Genomic DNA, 16,683 nt, shown 5'->3' on the forward strand with positions numbered 1-16,683 from the left:
ATGGCCGCAGACACTGACTCGGCTGTCGATGCCGAACTGGTCGCGGAGATCGCCGCACAGCTCGACGACGCGTCGACGGACGAGGCGGCCGCCATTGCCGTCGCTGTCGGCGCGCACCTCACCGACCGACAGCGCGCGGCGGCAGCGGCCGCGGCTGCTGCGGCGGCAGACGACGGGGACTCCTGGGACGGCAAGCAGTGGTCGTTCTCCGGGCGCGTCGAAGCCACGCAAAAGCGCTCCGTCCGGGTCCGCTCGGACGCTCCGACCGACCCCTGGAGCGCTGCCGGCCGCGCCGAACGGTTCTAATCGCGGACAGTTTTTTGTCAGTTGCTCGGCGACGCCCTGAGTCGGTTTGTGGTCATGTTCCACACTAACATGATTATATATGTAAGTTTGGCCGCTATCTGCGCATAGTTTTATGGGCCGACTCTCAGTATGAGGGCGTATGTTCGATAAGGTGCTCGTCGCTAATCGCGGGGAGATAGCGGTGCGCGTGATGCGCGCATGCGAGGAGTTGGGCATCGGCACAGTGGCCGTCTACTCTGATGCCGACAAGCACGCCGGTCACGTCCGGTATGCGGACGAGGCGTACAACGTCGGTCCGGCCCGTGCCGCAGACTCCTATCTCGACCAGGAAGCGATTATCGACGCTGCCAAGCAGGCCGACGCGGACGCCATCCATCCTGGGTACGGCTTCCTCGCGGAGAACGCCGACTTCGCGGAGCGCGTCCAGGAGACGGACGGCGTCACCTGGGTCGGCCCCGAGAGCGAGTCGATGGAGGCACTGGGCGAGAAGACAAAGGCCCGCAAGATCATGCAGTCGGCCGACGTGCCCATCGTCCCCGGGACGACCGACCCGGTCGATGACCCCGAGGAAGTCGTCGAGTTCGGCGAGGAAAACGGCTTCCCGGTGGCCATCAAGGCCGAGGGTGGCGGTGGCGGCCGCGGGATGAAAATCGTCCACGACCCTGAGGAAGCCGAGGAACAACTCGAAAGCGCAAAGCGGGAAGGAGAGGCGTACTTCTCGAACGATTCGGTGTATCTCGAACGGTATCTTGAGAACCCCCGCCACATCGAGGTCCAGATCATCGCCGACCACCACGGCAACGTCCGGCATCTGGGCGAGCGTGACTGCTCGCTCCAGCGCCGCCACCAGAAGGTCATTGAGGAGGGGCCATCGCCGGCCCTGAACGATGCGCTCCGCGAGAAGATCGGCGACGCTGCCCGCCGCGGCGTCCGCGAATCGGACTACTACAACGCCGGGACTGTCGAGTTCCTCGTCGAAGAGGACACCGACCGCGAGCAAGGGGAACTGCTCGGCGAGGAGGCGAACTTCTATTTCCTCGAGGTTAACACCCGCATTCAGGTCGAGCACTGCGTCACCGAGGAGATCACCGACATCGACATCGTCAAGTGGCAACTTCGGGTGGCGATGGACAAGGAGATCACCTTCGAGCAGGACGACGTGGAGATCGAAGGTCACGCGATGGAGTTCCGCATCAACGCCGAGAACGCCGCTGACGACTTCGCGCCCGCAACCGGCGGCAGCCTCGACACCTACGACCCGCCGGGCGGTATCGGCGTCCGCCTCGACGACGCGCTCCGGCAGGGCGACGACCTCGTCACGGACTATGACTCGATGATCGCGAAGCTCATCACCTACGGCGGGGACCGTGAGGAGTGTATCGAGCGCGGGAAACGGGCGCTCAAGGACTTCGACATCGAAGGCATCCCGACTGTCATTCCGTTCCACCGCCTGATGCTCACCGACGAGAAGTTCGTCACCGGGACACACACCACGAAGTACCTCGACGAACACCTCGACCGCACGCGCGTCGAGGATGCACAGGAGAAATGGGGCACAGTCACCGAATCCGACGGAGACGAGGACGAGGAAGTCGTCGAACGCGAGTTCACCGTCGAAGTCAACGGCAAGCGGTTCCAAGTCGACCTCGAAGAGCGCGGCGCACCCCCGATCAACGTCGGCGACGTGGACGCCGACGGCGGGAGCCAGCCACAGCGGCCACGGGGCGGCAGTAGTTCAGACAGCGGAGGCGGCAGTGCCACCGCCGCCGAAGGGCAGGAAGTCGCCGCGGAGATGCAGGGGACGATTCTGGAGGTCAACGTCGAGGAAGGCGATGAGGTCGAGGCCGGCGACGTCCTCTGTGTGCTGGAAGCGATGAAGATGGAAAACGACATTGTCGCCGAACGCGGCGGCACTGTCAACGACGTAGCCGTCAGCGAGGGCGAATCCGTCGACATGGGCGACTTGCTCTTTGTGATCGGGTGAGCGAGCGGCCTGCCCGCCGCGCGCTGCAGACGCCTTTTATTCCGGCCGGTCGAAGCCCCCTCCATGAACGAGACACGCCACCGGGTACTCGATGCACTGGCAGACGGCCCTGTCTCGGGGCCGACCCTCGCCGACGAACTGGACATCTCCCGCTCTGCGGTCTGGAAGCACGTCGAAGCCCTGCGTGACGAGGGGTTCGAGATCCGCAGCGACGATGCGGGCTACGTCCTCGATTCGGTACCGGAGTTCGGGGCGAGCGCGGTCGAATACGGCCTCGACGCGCCGTTCTCCGTCGAGTACCACGACAGCATCCCCAGCACGAACGCTCGTGCCCGCGACCTCGCGGCGGAGGGGGCGTCGGACGTCGTAGTGCTGGCCGACGAACAGACCGGCGGCCGGGGGCGACTCGACCGCGATTGGCACTCACCGAGCGGCGGGGCCTGGCTCTCGGTGCTGTTCCGGCCCGACGTGCCGATGGCCCACGCGCCGGTGTTCACGCTCGCGGCGGCCGTCGCGGTGACGCGGGCGGCCCGCGAGGCCGGCATCGACGCCAGCATCAAGTGGCCCAACGACGTGCTCGTCCGGCGCGGCGAGGAAGAACGCAAGCTAGTCGGCATCCTCACCGAGATGGAAGGCGAGGCCGACCGCGTCTCGTGGGTCGTCGTGGGCATCGGCGTCAACGCGAACGTCGACCCCGCGGACTTGCCCGACGAAGCGAACCCGACGAGTCTCTCGGCCGAGCGCGACGAGCCGGTCGACCGACGGCTGTTCACCCAGCGACTGCTGGAGGAGTTCGACTCGCTGCGCCAGGACACGGAGCAGGTCGTCGAGGCGTGGCGGGAGTACGCGACGACGCTGGGACAACAGGTCCGGGTCGAGACGCCGGGCGGCCCCATCGAGGGCGAAGCCGTAGATATCCAGTTCCCGGGCGCGCTCGTCATCGAGACAGAGTCCGGGACAAAAATCGTTTCAGCGGGAGATTGCGAACATCTCCGTCCGGTTACGGAGTGAGGGCGACGACAGGAGACACGTCACTGTGGGACGCCGGTAGGCTGTTCGTCCTCCGAGATATCCTGTGGCGTCGTCTCGACCGGAACAGTGACGACCGGGACGTGGGCCGACCGGACGACCCGTTCGGCGACGCTTCCCAGCAACAGGCGGTCGATGCCGCCGCGTCCATGGGTCCCCATCACGATGAGGTCACAGTCGTGCTGGCTCGCGTAGTCGATGATTTCCCGGCTCGGGCTTCCCTCGGCCGTGGCTCGCGTGACAGTCACATCGTCGGCAACGAGACGCTCCACCATGTCCAGGGCCATCTCGCCCTCGCGGTGGAGCGAATCGGTGACGCTCTCCCACGTCGGTTCGTGCGGGAGCGTCGAGAACCGGCCGGTGTCGACGACGTACAGCGCGTGAATCTCGCTGTCGTGGGTCGTCGCAAGTGTTTCAGCGTGTGTGAGTACCGCTTCTGACCCCGGCGAGCCGTCTGTCGGCACCAGTATCCTGTCGTACATGCTGTACTATTGTCTGGCTGAAGGGATATAGTTTGGTAACAGGCAACATACAACAATCGAGCAGGATAGAGCTCAGTTCAGCTCTCGGTCCCGTTCGTACTCTGTTGCCCCGGAGCCATCCAGCGCCGGTTCGTCGAGGGCCTGTTCGAGCCGTCGTTCCAGTTCGGCTTCGGTTATCTCCCCGTTGGCGTAACGCTCGGACAGCCGTTCGACAGGGTCTGTCTCGTCGGCACTGGGCGCACCTGCTGTGTGCGTGGCCTGCGTCTGTGACACGTCAGTGGTCGACGCCGTCGCCTCGTCCTGACCGATGAGTCTCGACGCAAACCAGTACACGGCGTAGCCGATAGCCGCCAGCACCCCGATAGTAGCCGCCAGGGAGACGATACCGAATGCGAGGCCGACAAGGCCCCAGAACAGTCCGAACACGAGTCTCACAGCGGCAAGAACGACAATCAGCGACACGACTCCGAGCAGGCCATACAGGAGTATCTTCAGTGGTGTGCTCAGGGCGCGGTCGGTGGTGGAGGGCATCGCCCAAGGATACTATTCCCGCAGTGATAAGAATTATTCCGTCCCGGGGTGGACGACCCGCCGAACGTCGGCCGTCTCCGCCCGGCGAACGACAGCCCGAACCGGGTTTCGCGCCCCGGAGAGGTTGTCCGAATCCCCGTCGAGAACGAGCAGGCGTGCCGGCTGCCCGGGCTTGACCAGACCGCCGCCAAGCCCAGCGATTTCAGCCCCGTTGACTGTGGCCATCCGCAGTACCTCACGGGCGGAAATGTCGTACAGCTTCGCGGTAAACTCCATCTCGCGGAACATCGACGGGCTGTTGAGCATGACGTTGTCCGTCCCGAGCGCGACTGTCGTCCGGTCGGCCAGTTCCTCGACCGGCGGACGGCCCACGTCGGTGACGATGTTCGACCGGGGACAGACGACGACGGGGATTTCGCTGTCGGCGACCCGTTCGAGATGCAGCGACTCGGCGTGAACCATGTGGACGAGGAAGTCGGGGTCAAGGTCGAGCGCGGGGTTGATGTCGGAGCTGTCGACCTCGCCCGCGTGGATGCCGAACAGCTTCCCGGCCTGTCGTGTCGCGCGCCGTTCCGCCCCGAACTCGCTGTCGTTGGCCCCGCTCGCGCCAAAGCCGTCGGCCAATTCCATTGCATCGGTCGTCTCGCGTCCGAGAATGACGCTGTCGAGGTCTGAACCCGCCAGCGCGTCCTGTATCGCGCGGACGCCCTCAACGCCGCCCTCCCGGAACTCGATGAACGCGCCAGTCCCGGACTGCTCCATGAACGACAGCGTCCGCGCCATCGCGGCCACCAGTTCGTCCCGGCTCGCATCGCGGAGTAATCGGTGTTTCAGGCCGTCCGGCGGCGCGACCAGTTCTTCCAGCGAGAGCCCCTCTCCGGCCTCCTTGGCGATTGAATCGCCGATGTGGGTGTGGGCGTTGACGAACGCCGGGACCACGATGTCGTCGCTGTCGACCGCGGTCTCCTCGACGGCGGCTATCTCCCCGTCTTCGACCACGACGCGGCCCTCGACAGCCTCGAACGACCGTCCCGTCAGAATCGTCCCTTCGAGAATCATACTCTCCGTTCGCCCGTTCTCTCAGTTAAACTCATCGAGGGTGGCATGGATACCCGTCCGCACGTCCCGGACTCTGGCCCCGTCGAGATCGAGTCCGAGTTCGCGGATCGCCGCCGAACCGACCCGCTCGCTCTCGTCCGCCGGCGCGTAGACGCCGAGTCGCCACTGGTCGCGCTGGGCGGCGCGGATGGCGTTGACCAGGGTCGACTGCTCGCCGAGCCGGCGGACGTCGCCGTTGACGAGGACACGGCTGCTCGACTCGGTCATCGACGGTTCGGGCGGGATATCGAGCACGACAGCGTCGCTGTCGACGTTCGCTTCGTCGGCGATAGCCCGCTCCATCGCGCCGACCGCGTCGTGGTCGGCCGCCAGAATCTCGTCGGGCACGGCCCCCCACTCCGCCCAGACGGCGCGCTTGTACAGGTCCCGCTGACTCAGCCGCCGGGCGTACGCTTCCGTCGCGTCACACTGTCGGAGCGCCACGAGCAGGTCGTTGTCGTCCCATCGGCGAAGCGCCTCGGCCGTCGTGTCAGTCGCGGCGAGCAGTTCCTCAGTCCCCCGGCGCAGCATCGACTTGGCAATGCGGGCGACGTGGTGCTGGTAGACGGTGGGGTTCATCAGCGCCCGTGCGAGCAGGAGCGACTCGGCCGTCTGGACGTTCCCCTCGTCCAGGACGAGTTCGCCGTCGACGAAACACAGCTCCCGGACCAGCCGCTCGTGGTCGATGGTCCCGTAGGGCACGCCCGTGTGGTGGGCGTCACGGACCAGATAGTCCATCCGGTCGACGTCCAGTTCGCCGGAGACGAGCTGGCCCAGTTCGCCTTCGCCAGCAACGAGGCCGGCCACGCGGTCCGGATTGAGGCCGTGTTCGGTGAGCACCCGCGCGACAGGACCGTCACCGAGCAGTTCGTCCACGTCGTCGTGGTACTTGCCTGTCCGACGGTGGATGAGCGCCTCGACGTTGTGGCTGTACGGCGAATGTCCCACGTCGTGGAGCAGTGCCGCGGCGCGGACCCGTTCGGCCTGCTGGCCCTCAATGCCGAGGTGAGATAGTGCCCGGTCCGCGAGGTGATAAACACCCAGCGAGTGCTCGAATCGAGTGTGGTTCGCCGAAGGGTAGACTAGCGTCACCGTGCCGAGCTGGGAGATGTGCCGAAGCCGCTGGACCGGCGGTGTATCGAGCAATGCCGCCGCGACGCCCTGAATCTCGATGTGGTCGTGGACGCTGTCCTTGATTGTGGTCATTGCCCGGGCCTACGACGGCGGCCGGCAAAATCGTTCGCCACCGCACGCACCGGGAGGGTCGTCGCCTACCGGGGGACCCAGCCGTAGATGTGGTTCAGCATGACGTAGGTCACGAGTCCGAGAAAGAGGCTCAGCCCCCAGGCCGAGACGGCGATGCGGCCCACGCGAGCGTGAATCGTCTCCCTGAGTTCAGCGGGAGAGTGCGTCAGCCCGAGCACGACCGCGTGAACGACGACGGGCACGGACACCGCGGACAGCAGGATATGGATGGCGAGCATCACGATGTACGCCGTCCAGACGACCCCCTCGGCGACGATCTCCTTCTCGAAGCCGCCGCCGACTTTGAGAATATACAGCGCCAGAAACACCATGATGAGCGTGAACGCGGTCAGCATCGCTGCGCGGTGTTTCTGTACCTGATTGTTCTTGATGAAGTAGACACCGGCGATGATTGCGAGCAACGCGATACTGTTGACGACGGCGATTGCGTCACCCAGCAGGATGACGGTGTCGTTCGAGAACTCGGGGAGGGGTAATACGCCACCGAACGCGCCGAACACGAGCGCGTAGCCAACGACCGAGACGACAGCGGTGACGAGCCGCGGACGAGCGCGGGCACGCGACTGGAGTGTGTCTGCGACGGCCATAGCAACAGTTCAGGACCGGAGTGGTAACTGTGTTCTGAAACGGGCGGGAACAGCGGCGCGATTGCGAGCCGGAGCGGTGGCTGCTGACTCGGAAAAACGGCGGGAAATCCGATAGAAGCGTGGCCGAATCAGGCGAAGGTCCGGGAGACGTCCTCGTCGTCGGTCTCCTCCTGCTGGATCTTCTCCCAGGCGTTGTGGAAGTCAGCCATCGTGACCTCGGTGCGGTCGTCGCGGATGGCGAACATCCCGGCCTCGGTACAGATGGCCTTCACGTCAGCACCGGAGGCGTCCGTTATCTCCTCGGCCAGCGCCTCGAACTCCACGTCGTCGGAGACGTTCATGCTGCGGGTGTGGATCTGGAAGATCTGCTTGCGGCCCTCGACATCGGGGTTGGGCACTTCGATGAGGCGGTCGAAGCGGCCGGGGCGGAGGATGGCGCGGTCGAGCATGTCGAAGCGGTTCGTCGCGGCGATGATACGGATGTCGCCGCGGTCGTCGAAGCCGTCCATCTCCGAGAGCAGTTGCATCATCGTCCGCTGGACCTCGGCGTCGCCGGAGGTCTTCGACTCCGTCCGCTTGGCCGCGATGGCGTCGATCTCGTCGATGAAGACGACGGCGGGCTCCTCCTGACGGGCCAGTTCGAACAGGTCGCGGACGAGCTTTGCGCCCTCGCCGATGAACTTGTGGACCAGCTCGGAGCCGGCCATCTTGATGAACGTCGCGTCGGTCTCGTTGGCGACGGCCTTCGCCAGCATCGTCTTGCCGGTGCCGGGCGGACCGTGCAGCAGGACGCCGCTCGGCGGGTCGATGCCGACGTCTTCGAACATCTCGGGGCTCTTCAGCGGCATCTCGACGGTCTCGCGGACCTCCTCCATCTGCTCTTCGATACCGCCGATGTCGGCGAATGTGACATCCGGCGACTGGTCGACCTGCATCACGCGAGCGCGAACGTCGGTCTCGTCGTCGAGCTGTTTGACGATAGAGAGCGAGTTGTTGACGGCGACGCGGTCGTCGGGTTCGAGGTCCTCGCGCATCTCGTCAGTGACCTCTGTCAGGGCCTCCTGGTTGTTGCCGTGCTGTTTGATAATCACGCCGTCACTGGAGAGTTCCTGAACGGTCGCGACAAACAGCGGTGACTGCTTGAGCTTCTTGTTCTCGTGCGTGAGCCGTTCGAGCTTCTGCTGGTACTTGTTGTTTTCCGCGTTCGCGTCCAGCAGCTTGTCGCGCATCTCCTCATTCTGCGATTCGAGCACCTCTAGCCGCTCCTGCAGCGCCTCGATCTTCTGTTGCTGAGACGCGTCATCGTCGTACGGCATATCGACCTCGTCGACGGTGTCGGTCATTACGACGCCTTTAGTAGGTGTATCGTTATGAGGCTTCGGGTAGTCTCAGAAACTGTATCGCCCGGTGTGTGCCTTGACGGGGCCGTTACTGACCGCTCTCCGTCTATAGGTCTCAAACCGGCACGTTTCTTGGCCCCCATCGAAAACATCTGTCTATGCCAACCGACCGCGAAGAAGTCATCATCGTGGGCGGGGGCGTCGCCGGACTTTCGGCGGCGATATACACCGCTCGCGCCGACCTGTCGACTCGGATTATCTCGACCGGTGAGTCGATACTGAACCGCAATGCTCACCTGGAGAACTACCCGGGGTTCCCGGCGGGAATCAACCCACGGCTCTTGCTCGAACTCATGCGGGCACAGGCGCGGCGCGCCGGCGTCTGGTTCATCGACGGCGAAGCCGAGCAGGTGGCGGAAACCGAGGAGGGCTTCGAAGTCACCTGTGCCGACGGTGAGTCCTACGACGCGACGTACCTCATCGCCGCCTCCTGGTCGGACCCGTCGTATCTAGAGGGGCTGGAGCTATCACTCGTCGACCGCGGGTCGAAGCAGTTCATCTCGACCGACGACCAGGGCCGGACCGATATCGAGGGGCTGTACGCGGCCGGCCGGCTGGCCGAGCAGCACCACCAGACCATCGTCGCCGCGGGCCACGGCGCACAGGTCGGGCTGACACTGATAGAGAACTCAGACATCGACTTCTATCACGACTGGACCGCGCCGGAGGGGTATTTCACCGGCCGCGACCGCCCGGTTCCGCCGGGCTGCGAGGAAATCGACGAGGAAGAGCGCAAAGAACGCGAACAGGAGTCACTGGAGGTCATGCGGCGGTACTTCGAGGAGCCGATGCCGGGCGAGCCGACGATGCATCCGAGCGTCGACGAGGACTCAGACTGACCCTGTTTCGAGCGAGCGTGCAACTGACTGCAGCCGTTCGATTCGCTCGGCTGTCGGCGGGTGTGACCGTGTGTCGATGGACAGCGAATCGCTCGACGCCGCCGTGTCGAACCCGTGTGGGAGAAAGCACAGTCCGCGGACGCCCGCGTACGCGGTGCGCTTATCGGTCCCCGGCCGTTCGTCATTTCCTTCGAGTGTCTCTAACGCCTCGACGAGCGCGGCGGGGTCGCCGGTCAACTGGGCCGCGCTCCGGTCGGCGGCGAACTCCCGAGCGCGTGACAGCGACCGGCCGAGGACGACGACGGGGGCAGTGAACACGCCCAGCGCGACGCCGCCGAACAGGACTGTCACCGCGAACAGGAACAGGAAACCAAGCGTGAACGAGAGGCTTCCGACGGGGGCCGCGAGCACCCGGGCGCTGCACACGTACGCGAAGCCGAGCGCGACCAGCCCGAGCGCATAGCGACTCCCGCTCCCGCCGGGGAGGAGGTCATCAAGCGGGTCGTACTCGCCGTTTGTCAGCGACGGGAGGAAACTGGCCAGCGTCATGACGGTCGCGTCGCGGTTGGCGACGTGCATGAGTTCGTGGGCCAGCACCGCGTCGAGTTCGTCACCTCCGAGCGTCGCCAGCAGTCCCTCGCTGACGACCACCGTCGCGCCGCCGAGCGTCCCGATGGCGAAGCTGTTTGGCACGTCGGCGTCTGCGACGGCAATCCGTGGCGGCGTGAGGTCGGCCAGTTGCGCGAGCCGCTGCACCCGTTCGTGGAGGGCGGGGTACTCCTCGGGACCGACGATGCGAGCGTCAACCTCGGCCATTGTCTGGGCTCTGGTGTATCGCAGCTGTGCCCAGACAAACGCGACGAGGGCAGGGGCGAGAACAGCCACCCACCAGGCGATGCGTGCCGACGCCCCACCGAACGGGAGGTGAGCCGCGACAGCATCCCGCACCGGCGCAAGCCAGGGTGTCAGGAGCACCGCCGCGGTCGCGACCACAGCGATGTCGACGGCGAGGAGGAGCAGGAGAGTCCACAGCATCCGGCGAGTCAGTGTCCGCATAGAGGTAGTTCTGCTATACCCACAGCGGATGAAAGGTTTTCTGTTCGGACAGTCCAGCAGTGAGGGAAAATATTTATCCTGTCACCGGAAACGGTGCTACAGTGTCAACAAAGCTGGTTCGTGCCGCCCTCGCCCTCCTCTGTGCGGTCGCTGTCCTGTTCGGCACGGCGCTGTTTCCCGGCGCGCTCGGCGTCGAGTTCGAGTCGAGCGGTCCCCTCGACAGCCGAGCGAGCGAGCCGGTCACGCCCGACGGAACAGCACCCGACGACGTCGACAGTGGGTCGACGCCGGTAGCGACGAGCGATGGGGCAGAGACGACGCCGAGGACGAGCGACGAGCCGGCAGCGACAGCGACGCCAACACCGACGGAGACGGCGACAGCGACGCCGGTAGCCGGTGAAGGCGAAGACAGCGGGTCCCCAGTTCTGGTGAAACTGATCGGGCTGGCGCTTATCGGCGGGTTCGGCGCCGTCGCGGTCGGTGTCATCCGGGCGGCATCAGACCCGGAACGCGACGGGTCGACAGACGCCGGATTCCTCCTGCACCCGCTCCTCGACAGATTGGCCGGGACAGTCGTCTCGGCGGTTTCGAACGGCGCGGTTGGGCGGACCATCGGCCGGATTCCGAAGGTAACGACCGCCGCGCTGCTCTCGGGGTCGTCGGCGCTCTCACGAGTCGGGGCCGGTATCAGCGCCGTCTCCGGCGGTGTCCTGACCGGATTGGCGACGGGAATCGGGTCGGTCGGCACGATGTCACTGCGAGGGGTCGCCGGCCTGCCGAGTACGCTCGGGTCGCTCTCGGTCGCGCCGTTCAGAGCCCTCAGGGGCTTCGGTGGGACCGGCGGCTTCCTCGCCTCAGTCCGAAGTGGCGTCGATAGCCCGTCGCTGTTTGGTTCGTCGGACTCGGAGCAGCGGCAGTCGACGGCCACCGAATCGACGGCAGAGGCGGACGACGGCCCGGACATCGATAGCCTGTCCATCCAAGAGGCATGGGCACTACTGGCCGACCGCGTCTCCGTGTCGGACCCCGAGACGGCGACGCCCGGCGAGTACGCCCGCCGGGCTATCGACAGTGGACTTCCGGCAGAGCCCGTTCGCCGGCTAACAACCCTCTTCCGCGAGGTCGAGTACGGCGGGCGGTCGGCGACTGGTGCCCGAGCCGAATCGGCCCGGAACGCCCTCAGACAGCTCCTCGGCGGAGGTGACGACTGATGAGCGATTCAGAGTCACGACAAGGTGAGACCGCCAGCGCAACCATCGACGTCAGCGTCGAACGCCCGACGCCGGGGCGCAAGTTCGTCCGGCACACGCTGTTGGGACTCGTCGCACTTGCCGGAGCGGTGTTCGTCGTTACTTTTCCCTCAGTCCTCCCAGATGTCGGCAGCGGGACGGCTAGACGGCTCCGGCTCGGTGCAAGTATCGGAGCCGTCGTAATCGGCCTCTTCGGTCTGTATACTGTCGTGTTGACACAGGAGTCGGACCTCCCGCCAGTGAAAGGGAGCCAGCCGCGTGACCCGTATCGTGACGACGGTACAGACGACGAGCCGGCAGAACTGCTCGACGAACTGCTGGAACCCGAGGCGACACAGGCGAAATCCGGCGATATGGTCGGCGATGATATCGACGAGCTACTCGCGAAGATCGACGGACGTGTCGACCCCTACAACGGCCTCGAAGCGAGCTATGCGTCCGAAGTCAGGAACAGGCTCCGCGAGGCCGCGAGACAGGTGCTGGTCGAAACGGCGGACATGTCGACGGAGGCGGCGGCCCGGGACGTCCGTACTGGCTCGTGGACGGACGACCGCCGGGCGGCCGCCTTCCTCGGCGGCCCGGACGCACCCGACCCGCCAATCGAGATGCAACTACGTGACTGGGCCAGCGGCGAGGGGTTCGACCGGAAAGTCGAAGCGGCGGCGACCGAGATACGACGGCTCCAGCGAGGTGAGGGTGCATGAGCACCCGAGAGACGACACAGCGAAACGTGGGCGTCTCGGCCGCGCTGGTGGCCGGCGGGGCCGGAATCGTCACCGGGAACCCGGCGGTTTTCATGGTCGCGGCAGTGGCGCTGGTGTACGCGGCCTATCAGGCGGCCATCGGCGACCCTGAACCGACGCTCACGGTCGAGCGTCACGTCGAACCGGCCGACCCGGTCCCCGGGTCGGAGGTGACAGTGACGCTGACGCTCACGAACGACGGGGACGCGACCCTGCCCGACGTTCGCGTCCTCGACGGCGTCCCCGAGCGGCTCGAAGTCGTGGACGGCTCCCCGCGCTTTGGTACCCATCTCGAAGCCGGGGCGTCGGGTTCGGTCACCTACACCGTCGAAGCCCGGCGCGGGGACCACGCGTTCACCGACGTAGCGGTCGTCTGCCGGAACCTGACCGGGACCGTCGAGTTCGCCGAGCAGGTCGCCGTCGAGACGACACTCTCGTGCAGTGCCAGCGTGGACACCGTCCCGCTTTCGGGACAGACACTCTCCCAGTCCGGGCGCGTGCCGACGGACGCCGGCGGGAACGGCCTCGCTTTCTACGCCATCCGCGAGCACCAGTCCTCAGACCCGATGAACCGCGTCGACTGGAACCGCCTCGCGAAGACCAACGAGCTGGCGACAGTCGAGTTCAAGGAGACGCGGGCGGCCACCGTCATCACGCTCGTGGATTCCCGACACCCCGTTGCGGGCGAGACGGGCACGCCCACGGCTGTCCAGTTCTGTGCCTACGCGGCCCAGCAGGTCGGCTCGGCGTTGCTGGACATGGACAACCGGGTGGGTGCCGCCGTCTACGACAGTTGTGAGACGCTCCAGCCGTCGGCCAATCGGGCACAGGAACAGCGATTGGAGGCGTTTCTAGAGGGGACTGTGAACGGGGCGGCCACCGGGTCGTCGGGGGCCCGCGGTTCATCGCTGCTCGACACCGGCACCCGAACCCGGCGGATGCAGTCGCCGACCGGGATGACAGACCGGTACGGCATCGCCGACGGCGGCGACGCGGTGGCGACGCTCGACCGCTCGATACCGAGCGAGTCACAGGTCGTGTTCTGTACGCCCCTGCTCGACGACCGGGCGGCCGATGCGGCGAAACGGCTCGCCGCGTACGGGCACGCGGTCACGGTCGTCAGCCCGGACATGACGACCGGGGACAGTCCGGGCAGTACCGTCGAACGAATCGACCGAACGGCCCGCCTCGACGACCTTCGAGGGAGGGTTCGGGTCGTCGACTGGACGCCCGCGGAACCGCTCGCCAAAGCCCTCATTCGCGCAACGGAGCGGTGGGCATGACGGAACTCGACAGTCGGCCGGCGGCATCGAGCGCGGCGCTGGCCGGAACAGTCGCGGTGCTCGTCTCGCTCGCCCTTGCCGTCGCTGTCGTGGACCCGATACTAGTCCTGACCGGCTTCGTCGGCGGGCTCTGTATCGCAGCTGGGGTCTGGGCGCTCCGTAGCGATACCCACGACCGCATCGCCGGCGGCAGCGTTGCCGTCGTCATCGGCGCGGGCGTGTTCTGTGGAACCGCGCTGTTGGCGACTGACTACTGGTCGCTCGTCGTGGCGCTCGGGTTCCCGCTGGCCGCCACACTCGTCGTCATCGACGCGAGTAGCGGACTGGTGCCGCCGACCGACGCGACGGACGAACTCACGGCGATGCTCGACGAGAGTTTCGTGGTACTGGTGGTCGGTATCTGCGCCACAATCGTCTGTGCCGTCGCCGCTGCCGTCAGGCTGCCCTGGGTGCTCGTCCGTGTCGTTGCCGGCTTCTCGGTCCAGCCGCTCGTGGGCTTCGTGACGCTACAGGCTGGTGTCCTCCTCACCCTGTTGTTGCTGGACCGGGTCACGGAGACGCTCGAATCGTGGATTCCGGCACCCACGGCGACGACCGACCGGACGCTCGGGCGACTGGACCTGCTGGGGACGAGCTGGTGGGACGTCGACCGCTACGTCAAAGCCGCCGTGGGCCTGCAGTTGCTCGTAGCGTTTGTCCCGACAGCACAGGGACTGTTCGACCGCTTCCTCGATAGCCTCCCGGTGCTCGGCTCGGCCCTGCGGGTCGTTCTCAGTGGTCCGCTCCACCTCCCCCTTGTAGCCGGACTGCTGGCGTTACTGAGTATCCTCGTCGTCGAACGGCTCCGGCAGTGGCTGCTACAGTGGCTGGGGGACAACCCCGGACGGTTGCTGGCGCGGCAGACCGGCAGTATCGTGCTCCCAGTGGTGCTGCTGCTGGGCGCGCTGGTCCTTACGGCCGCTGGCGTGACCCGGCGGGTAGCACCGACCTATACTGGGGGCGGCCACTACGGCTCGGCGACCGTGGTCCTTCTCGGCGTCTTGGTTTCGGTCGTCGTCCTTCGTGGACTCGTCACGGTGCTGTCCGAACTAGTCGGTGCGGAGTTGCTGTCCCGACGTGTGGCGGGATTCGCGGCCGGGAGCGGACTCCTGTTCGTCATGACGCTGCTCGGAGCGGAGCGCGGACTCGCACCGATACTCGTTCTCGTCGGGAGCGCGGCGGCGCTGCTGGTCTGGGACGCCGGCGCGCACGCCAGCAGTATCGGCCACCAGTTGGGCCGAGACGCCGAAACGACGGACAGCGAATTCGTCCACGTCACCGGCACTGCGGCCGTCCTCACCGGGGCTATCCTGCTCGTGATGCTCGTCAGGTACGTGCTCATCCCGGTCGCGGTTCCGACCACGTCGGCCGGGCTCTCGCTCAGCTCGGTGGTCGCGCTCGGACTGGTCCTGCTTGCGATAGCCGCCTTCACTCTCGCGCTGAACGCCCACGACGGGGGACCACGTACCAGCAGCGACAGGAGTGGTACGCGAAACGAGCAGCCCGCTACTGACGGCGACTAGGCCCGCCGGAGAGACAGGGGCTTTTACCCCCGCACCGCGAACCGGCAGGTATGCTGACCGGAGTCAACGTCGTCCTGGGGGTGTCGGGGTCTATCGCGGCCGTCAAGACGGTGGAGCTCGCACACGAACTCCGACGACAGGGGGCGTCCGTCCGGGCCGTGATGACCGACAGCGCGACGGGCATCGTCCACCCGTGGGCACTCGAGTTCGCCACGGACAACGAGGTTGTTTCCGAAATCACGGGCAGTGTCGAGCACGTCGACCTCTGCGGGCGCTCGGGCTGGGGGGATGTGCTCTTGCTCGCACCGGCGACGGCAAACACCGTCGGGAAGGTTGCGGGAGCCATCGACGACACACCTGTGACGACGTGTGCGACGACCGCTCTCGGCGCGGACGTGCCGGTCGTCGTCGCGCCGGCGATGCACGAACCGATGTACGACCACCCCGGCGTGCTGGACGCCATCGACCGCGTCGAGTCCTGGGGGGTCGACTTCGTGGACCCGCGGATCGAGGAAGGGAAAGCCAAGATTGCAACGGAGGAGGCCATCGTCACGGCGACTGCACGGGCCGCGGACGACCGGCCGCTTGCGGACGAACACGTCGTCGTGACCGCAGGTGCGACCACGGAGTCAGTCGACCCGGTGCGGACGCTCTCGAACCGCTCATCGGGGCGGACCGGCCGGGCAGTCGCACGGGCCTGTTACGCCCGCGGGGCCGACGTGACGCTCGTCCACGACGGGCCAGACGTGCCGTACGCCACCGTCGAGAAGGTCGAATCAGCCGCGGAGATGACCGAGGCCGTTCGTCGGGTCGCCGACTCGGCCGACGCGCTGGTCTCGGCGGCCGCCATCTCGGATTACACCGTCGAGCAGGCACCGGAGAAAATCAAGAGCGGGCAGGCGGAACTGACGCTGACGCTGCAACCGACGCCGAAGCTCATCGACACCGTTCGGTCGGCCCACCCCGACCTCCCTATCGTCGGGTTCAAGGTCGAAACGGAGGGTGACGACGAGACGCTGATCGAGCGCGCCCGCGAGATACGCGAGCGGGCCGGGCTGACTTTCGTGGTCGCCAACGACGCGAGCGTGATGGGGGCCGACGAGACGCGCGCCCTGCTCGTCGACGCGGACACGGCCACGGAGTACGTTGGGGACAAGGAGGGACTCGGCGCTCGTGTCGCCGACGAAATCGGTGACCATCTGTCCAGTCGTGGCTGACCGCGTAACCGATTACGAAATAGTTTTGCGTGTTCCGTTGCTCCGGTCCG

General features: G+C 66.2%; 16 protein-coding genes. 9 read left to right on the plus strand and 7 right to left on the minus strand.

Annotation, left to right across the window (positions count from 1 at the left end; translation table 11 throughout):
• The 3 genes from Har1131_RS13850 (at nt 1) to Har1131_RS13860 (ending at nt 3,301) form a co-directional block, all read left to right on the plus strand.
• Nucleotides 1-306 carry a hypothetical protein gene (locus tag Har1131_RS13850; protein ID WP_050007831.1) on the plus strand — a complete coding sequence of 102 codons (306 nt, stop codon included), beginning with the start codon at nt 1-3 and terminating at the stop codon, nt 304-306.
• Between the two features lie 139 nt (nt 307-445).
• The gene (locus Har1131_RS13855; protein WP_151102980.1) at nt 446-2,290 is read left to right on the plus strand and encodes an acetyl-CoA carboxylase biotin carboxylase subunit; all 1,845 of its coding nucleotides are present in this window, start codon (nt 446-448) and stop codon (nt 2,288-2,290) included.
• A gap of 63 nt (nt 2,291-2,353) precedes the next feature.
• A complete protein-coding gene (locus tag Har1131_RS13860) occupies nt 2,354-3,301 on the plus strand; it encodes a biotin--[acetyl-CoA-carboxylase] ligase (protein WP_050037649.1) in 948 nt (315 codons plus the stop codon).
• 20 nt (nt 3,302-3,321) lie between these two features.
• Here Har1131_RS13860 and Har1131_RS13865 read toward each other — a convergent pair whose 3' ends face one another.
• From Har1131_RS13865 to Har1131_RS13890, 6 genes are all read right to left on the minus strand, one after another.
• Complete coding sequence (locus tag Har1131_RS13865) at nt 3,322-3,801, minus strand: universal stress protein (RefSeq protein ID WP_050037648.1); 480 nt, start codon at nt 3,799-3,801, stop codon at nt 3,322-3,324.
• A 72-nt stretch (nt 3,802-3,873) separates the two neighbouring features.
• Entirely contained in the window at nt 3,874-4,332 is a 459-nt protein-coding gene (locus Har1131_RS13870; RefSeq protein WP_014039705.1) for an SHOCT domain-containing protein, read from the minus strand.
• Between the two features lie 33 nt (nt 4,333-4,365).
• Entirely contained in the window at nt 4,366-5,391 is a 1,026-nt protein-coding gene (locus Har1131_RS13875) for an amidohydrolase family protein (protein ID WP_129756091.1), read from the minus strand.
• A gap of 21 nt (nt 5,392-5,412) precedes the next feature.
• A complete protein-coding gene (locus tag Har1131_RS13880) occupies nt 5,413-6,636 on the minus strand; it encodes an HD domain-containing protein (protein WP_129756090.1) in 1,224 nt (407 codons plus the stop codon).
• A gap of 65 nt (nt 6,637-6,701) precedes the next feature.
• Nucleotides 6,702-7,283: a DUF420 domain-containing protein gene (locus tag Har1131_RS13885; protein ID WP_151102977.1), complete on the minus strand. Its 582-nt coding sequence runs from the start codon at nt 7,281-7,283 to the stop codon at nt 6,702-6,704.
• Between the two features lie 128 nt (nt 7,284-7,411).
• The gene (locus Har1131_RS13890) at nt 7,412-8,626 is read right to left on the minus strand and encodes a proteasome-activating nucleotidase (RefSeq protein WP_014039701.1); all 1,215 of its coding nucleotides are present in this window, start codon (nt 8,624-8,626) and stop codon (nt 7,412-7,414) included.
• Nucleotides 8,627-8,781: 155 nt separating this feature from the next.
• Here Har1131_RS13890 and Har1131_RS13895 point away from each other — a divergent pair, with 155 nt between their 5' ends.
• Nucleotides 8,782-9,522 carry an NAD(P)/FAD-dependent oxidoreductase gene (locus Har1131_RS13895; protein WP_129756089.1) on the plus strand — a complete coding sequence of 247 codons (741 nt, stop codon included), beginning with the start codon at nt 8,782-8,784 and terminating at the stop codon, nt 9,520-9,522.
• On the opposite strand, the gene Har1131_RS13900 is transcribed toward Har1131_RS13895, so the two are convergent.
• Nucleotides 9,514-10,578, minus strand: coding sequence for a M48 family metalloprotease (locus Har1131_RS13900; protein ID WP_151146874.1), 1,065 nt, complete (start codon nt 10,576-10,578; stop codon nt 9,514-9,516). The two genes, Har1131_RS13895 and Har1131_RS13900, sit on opposite strands and share 9 nt — an antisense overlap.
• Nucleotides 10,579-10,679: 101 nt before the next feature.
• Between Har1131_RS13900 and Har1131_RS13905 the strand changes: the two genes are divergently transcribed.
• The 5 genes from Har1131_RS13905 to coaBC are packed head-to-tail and all read left to right on the plus strand — an operon-like array spanning nt 10,680 to nt 16,633.
• Entirely contained in the window at nt 10,680-11,789 is a 1,110-nt protein-coding gene (locus Har1131_RS13905; protein ID WP_151146876.1) for a DUF4129 domain-containing protein, read from the plus strand.
• Complete coding sequence (locus Har1131_RS13910; RefSeq protein WP_014039697.1) at nt 11,789-12,532, plus strand: hypothetical protein; 744 nt, start codon at nt 11,789-11,791, stop codon at nt 12,530-12,532. The genes Har1131_RS13905 and Har1131_RS13910 overlap by 1 nt, the downstream gene beginning before the upstream one ends.
• Nucleotides 12,529-13,854, plus strand: a complete 1,326-nt coding sequence (locus tag Har1131_RS13915) for a DUF58 domain-containing protein (protein WP_014039696.1) — start codon at nt 12,529-12,531, stop codon at nt 13,852-13,854. Before Har1131_RS13910 ends, Har1131_RS13915 begins: the two co-directional genes overlap by 4 nt.
• Entirely contained in the window at nt 13,851-15,416 is a 1,566-nt protein-coding gene (locus tag Har1131_RS13920) for a hypothetical protein (protein ID WP_151146879.1), read from the plus strand. The genes Har1131_RS13915 and Har1131_RS13920 overlap by 4 nt, the downstream gene beginning before the upstream one ends.
• A gap of 50 nt (nt 15,417-15,466) precedes the next feature.
• Nucleotides 15,467-16,633, plus strand: coding sequence for a bifunctional phosphopantothenoylcysteine decarboxylase/phosphopantothenate--cysteine ligase CoaBC (coaBC, locus tag Har1131_RS13925; protein WP_151146883.1), 1,167 nt, complete (start codon nt 15,467-15,469; stop codon nt 16,631-16,633).
• The last annotated feature ends 50 nt before the right edge of the window (nt 16,634-16,683 follow it).

Origin of the sequence: Haloarcula sp. CBA1131 (genome assembly GCF_008728975.1) — an archaeon.
Classification (GTDB): Archaea; Halobacteriota; Halobacteria; order Halobacteriales; family Haloarculaceae; genus Haloarcula; species Haloarcula hispanica.

Bases quoted from the DNA above. Each gene is read 5' to 3' on its own strand.
- Har1131_RS13915 (WP_014039696.1), top strand. From the start codon at position 12,529: ATGAGCACCCGAGAGACGACACAGCGAAACGTGGGCGTCTCGGCCGCG.
- Har1131_RS13855 (WP_151102980.1), top strand. From the start codon at position 446: ATGTTCGATAAGGTGCTCGTCGCTAATCGCGGGGAGATAGCGGTGCGC.
- Har1131_RS13850 (WP_050007831.1), top strand. From the start codon at position 1: ATGGCCGCAGACACTGACTCGGCTGTCGATGCCGAACTGGTCGCGGAG.
- Har1131_RS13880 (WP_129756090.1), bottom strand. From the start codon at position 6,636: ATGACCACAATCAAGGACAGCGTCCACGACCACATCGAGATTCAGGGC.
- Har1131_RS13900 (WP_151146874.1), bottom strand. From the start codon at position 10,578: ATGCGGACACTGACTCGCCGGATGCTGTGGACTCTCCTGCTCCTCCTC.
- Har1131_RS13910 (WP_014039697.1), top strand. From the start codon at position 11,789: ATGAGCGATTCAGAGTCACGACAAGGTGAGACCGCCAGCGCAACCATC.
- Har1131_RS13870 (WP_014039705.1), bottom strand. From the start codon at position 4,332: ATGCCCTCCACCACCGACCGCGCCCTGAGCACACCACTGAAGATACTC.
- Har1131_RS13865 (WP_050037648.1), bottom strand. From the start codon at position 3,801: ATGTACGACAGGATACTGGTGCCGACAGACGGCTCGCCGGGGTCAGAA.
- Har1131_RS13860 (WP_050037649.1), top strand. From the start codon at position 2,354: ATGAACGAGACACGCCACCGGGTACTCGATGCACTGGCAGACGGCCCT.
- coaBC (WP_151146883.1), top strand. From the start codon at position 15,467: ATGCTGACCGGAGTCAACGTCGTCCTGGGGGTGTCGGGGTCTATCGCG.
- Har1131_RS13885 (WP_151102977.1), bottom strand. From the start codon at position 7,283: ATGGCCGTCGCAGACACACTCCAGTCGCGTGCCCGCGCTCGTCCGCGG.
- Har1131_RS13895 (WP_129756089.1), top strand. From the start codon at position 8,782: ATGCCAACCGACCGCGAAGAAGTCATCATCGTGGGCGGGGGCGTCGCC.
- Har1131_RS13875 (WP_129756091.1), bottom strand. From the start codon at position 5,391: ATGATTCTCGAAGGGACGATTCTGACGGGACGGTCGTTCGAGGCTGTC.
- Har1131_RS13920 (WP_151146879.1), top strand. From the start codon at position 13,851: ATGACGGAACTCGACAGTCGGCCGGCGGCATCGAGCGCGGCGCTGGCC.
- Har1131_RS13890 (WP_014039701.1), bottom strand. From the start codon at position 8,626: ATGACCGACACCGTCGACGAGGTCGATATGCCGTACGACGATGACGCG.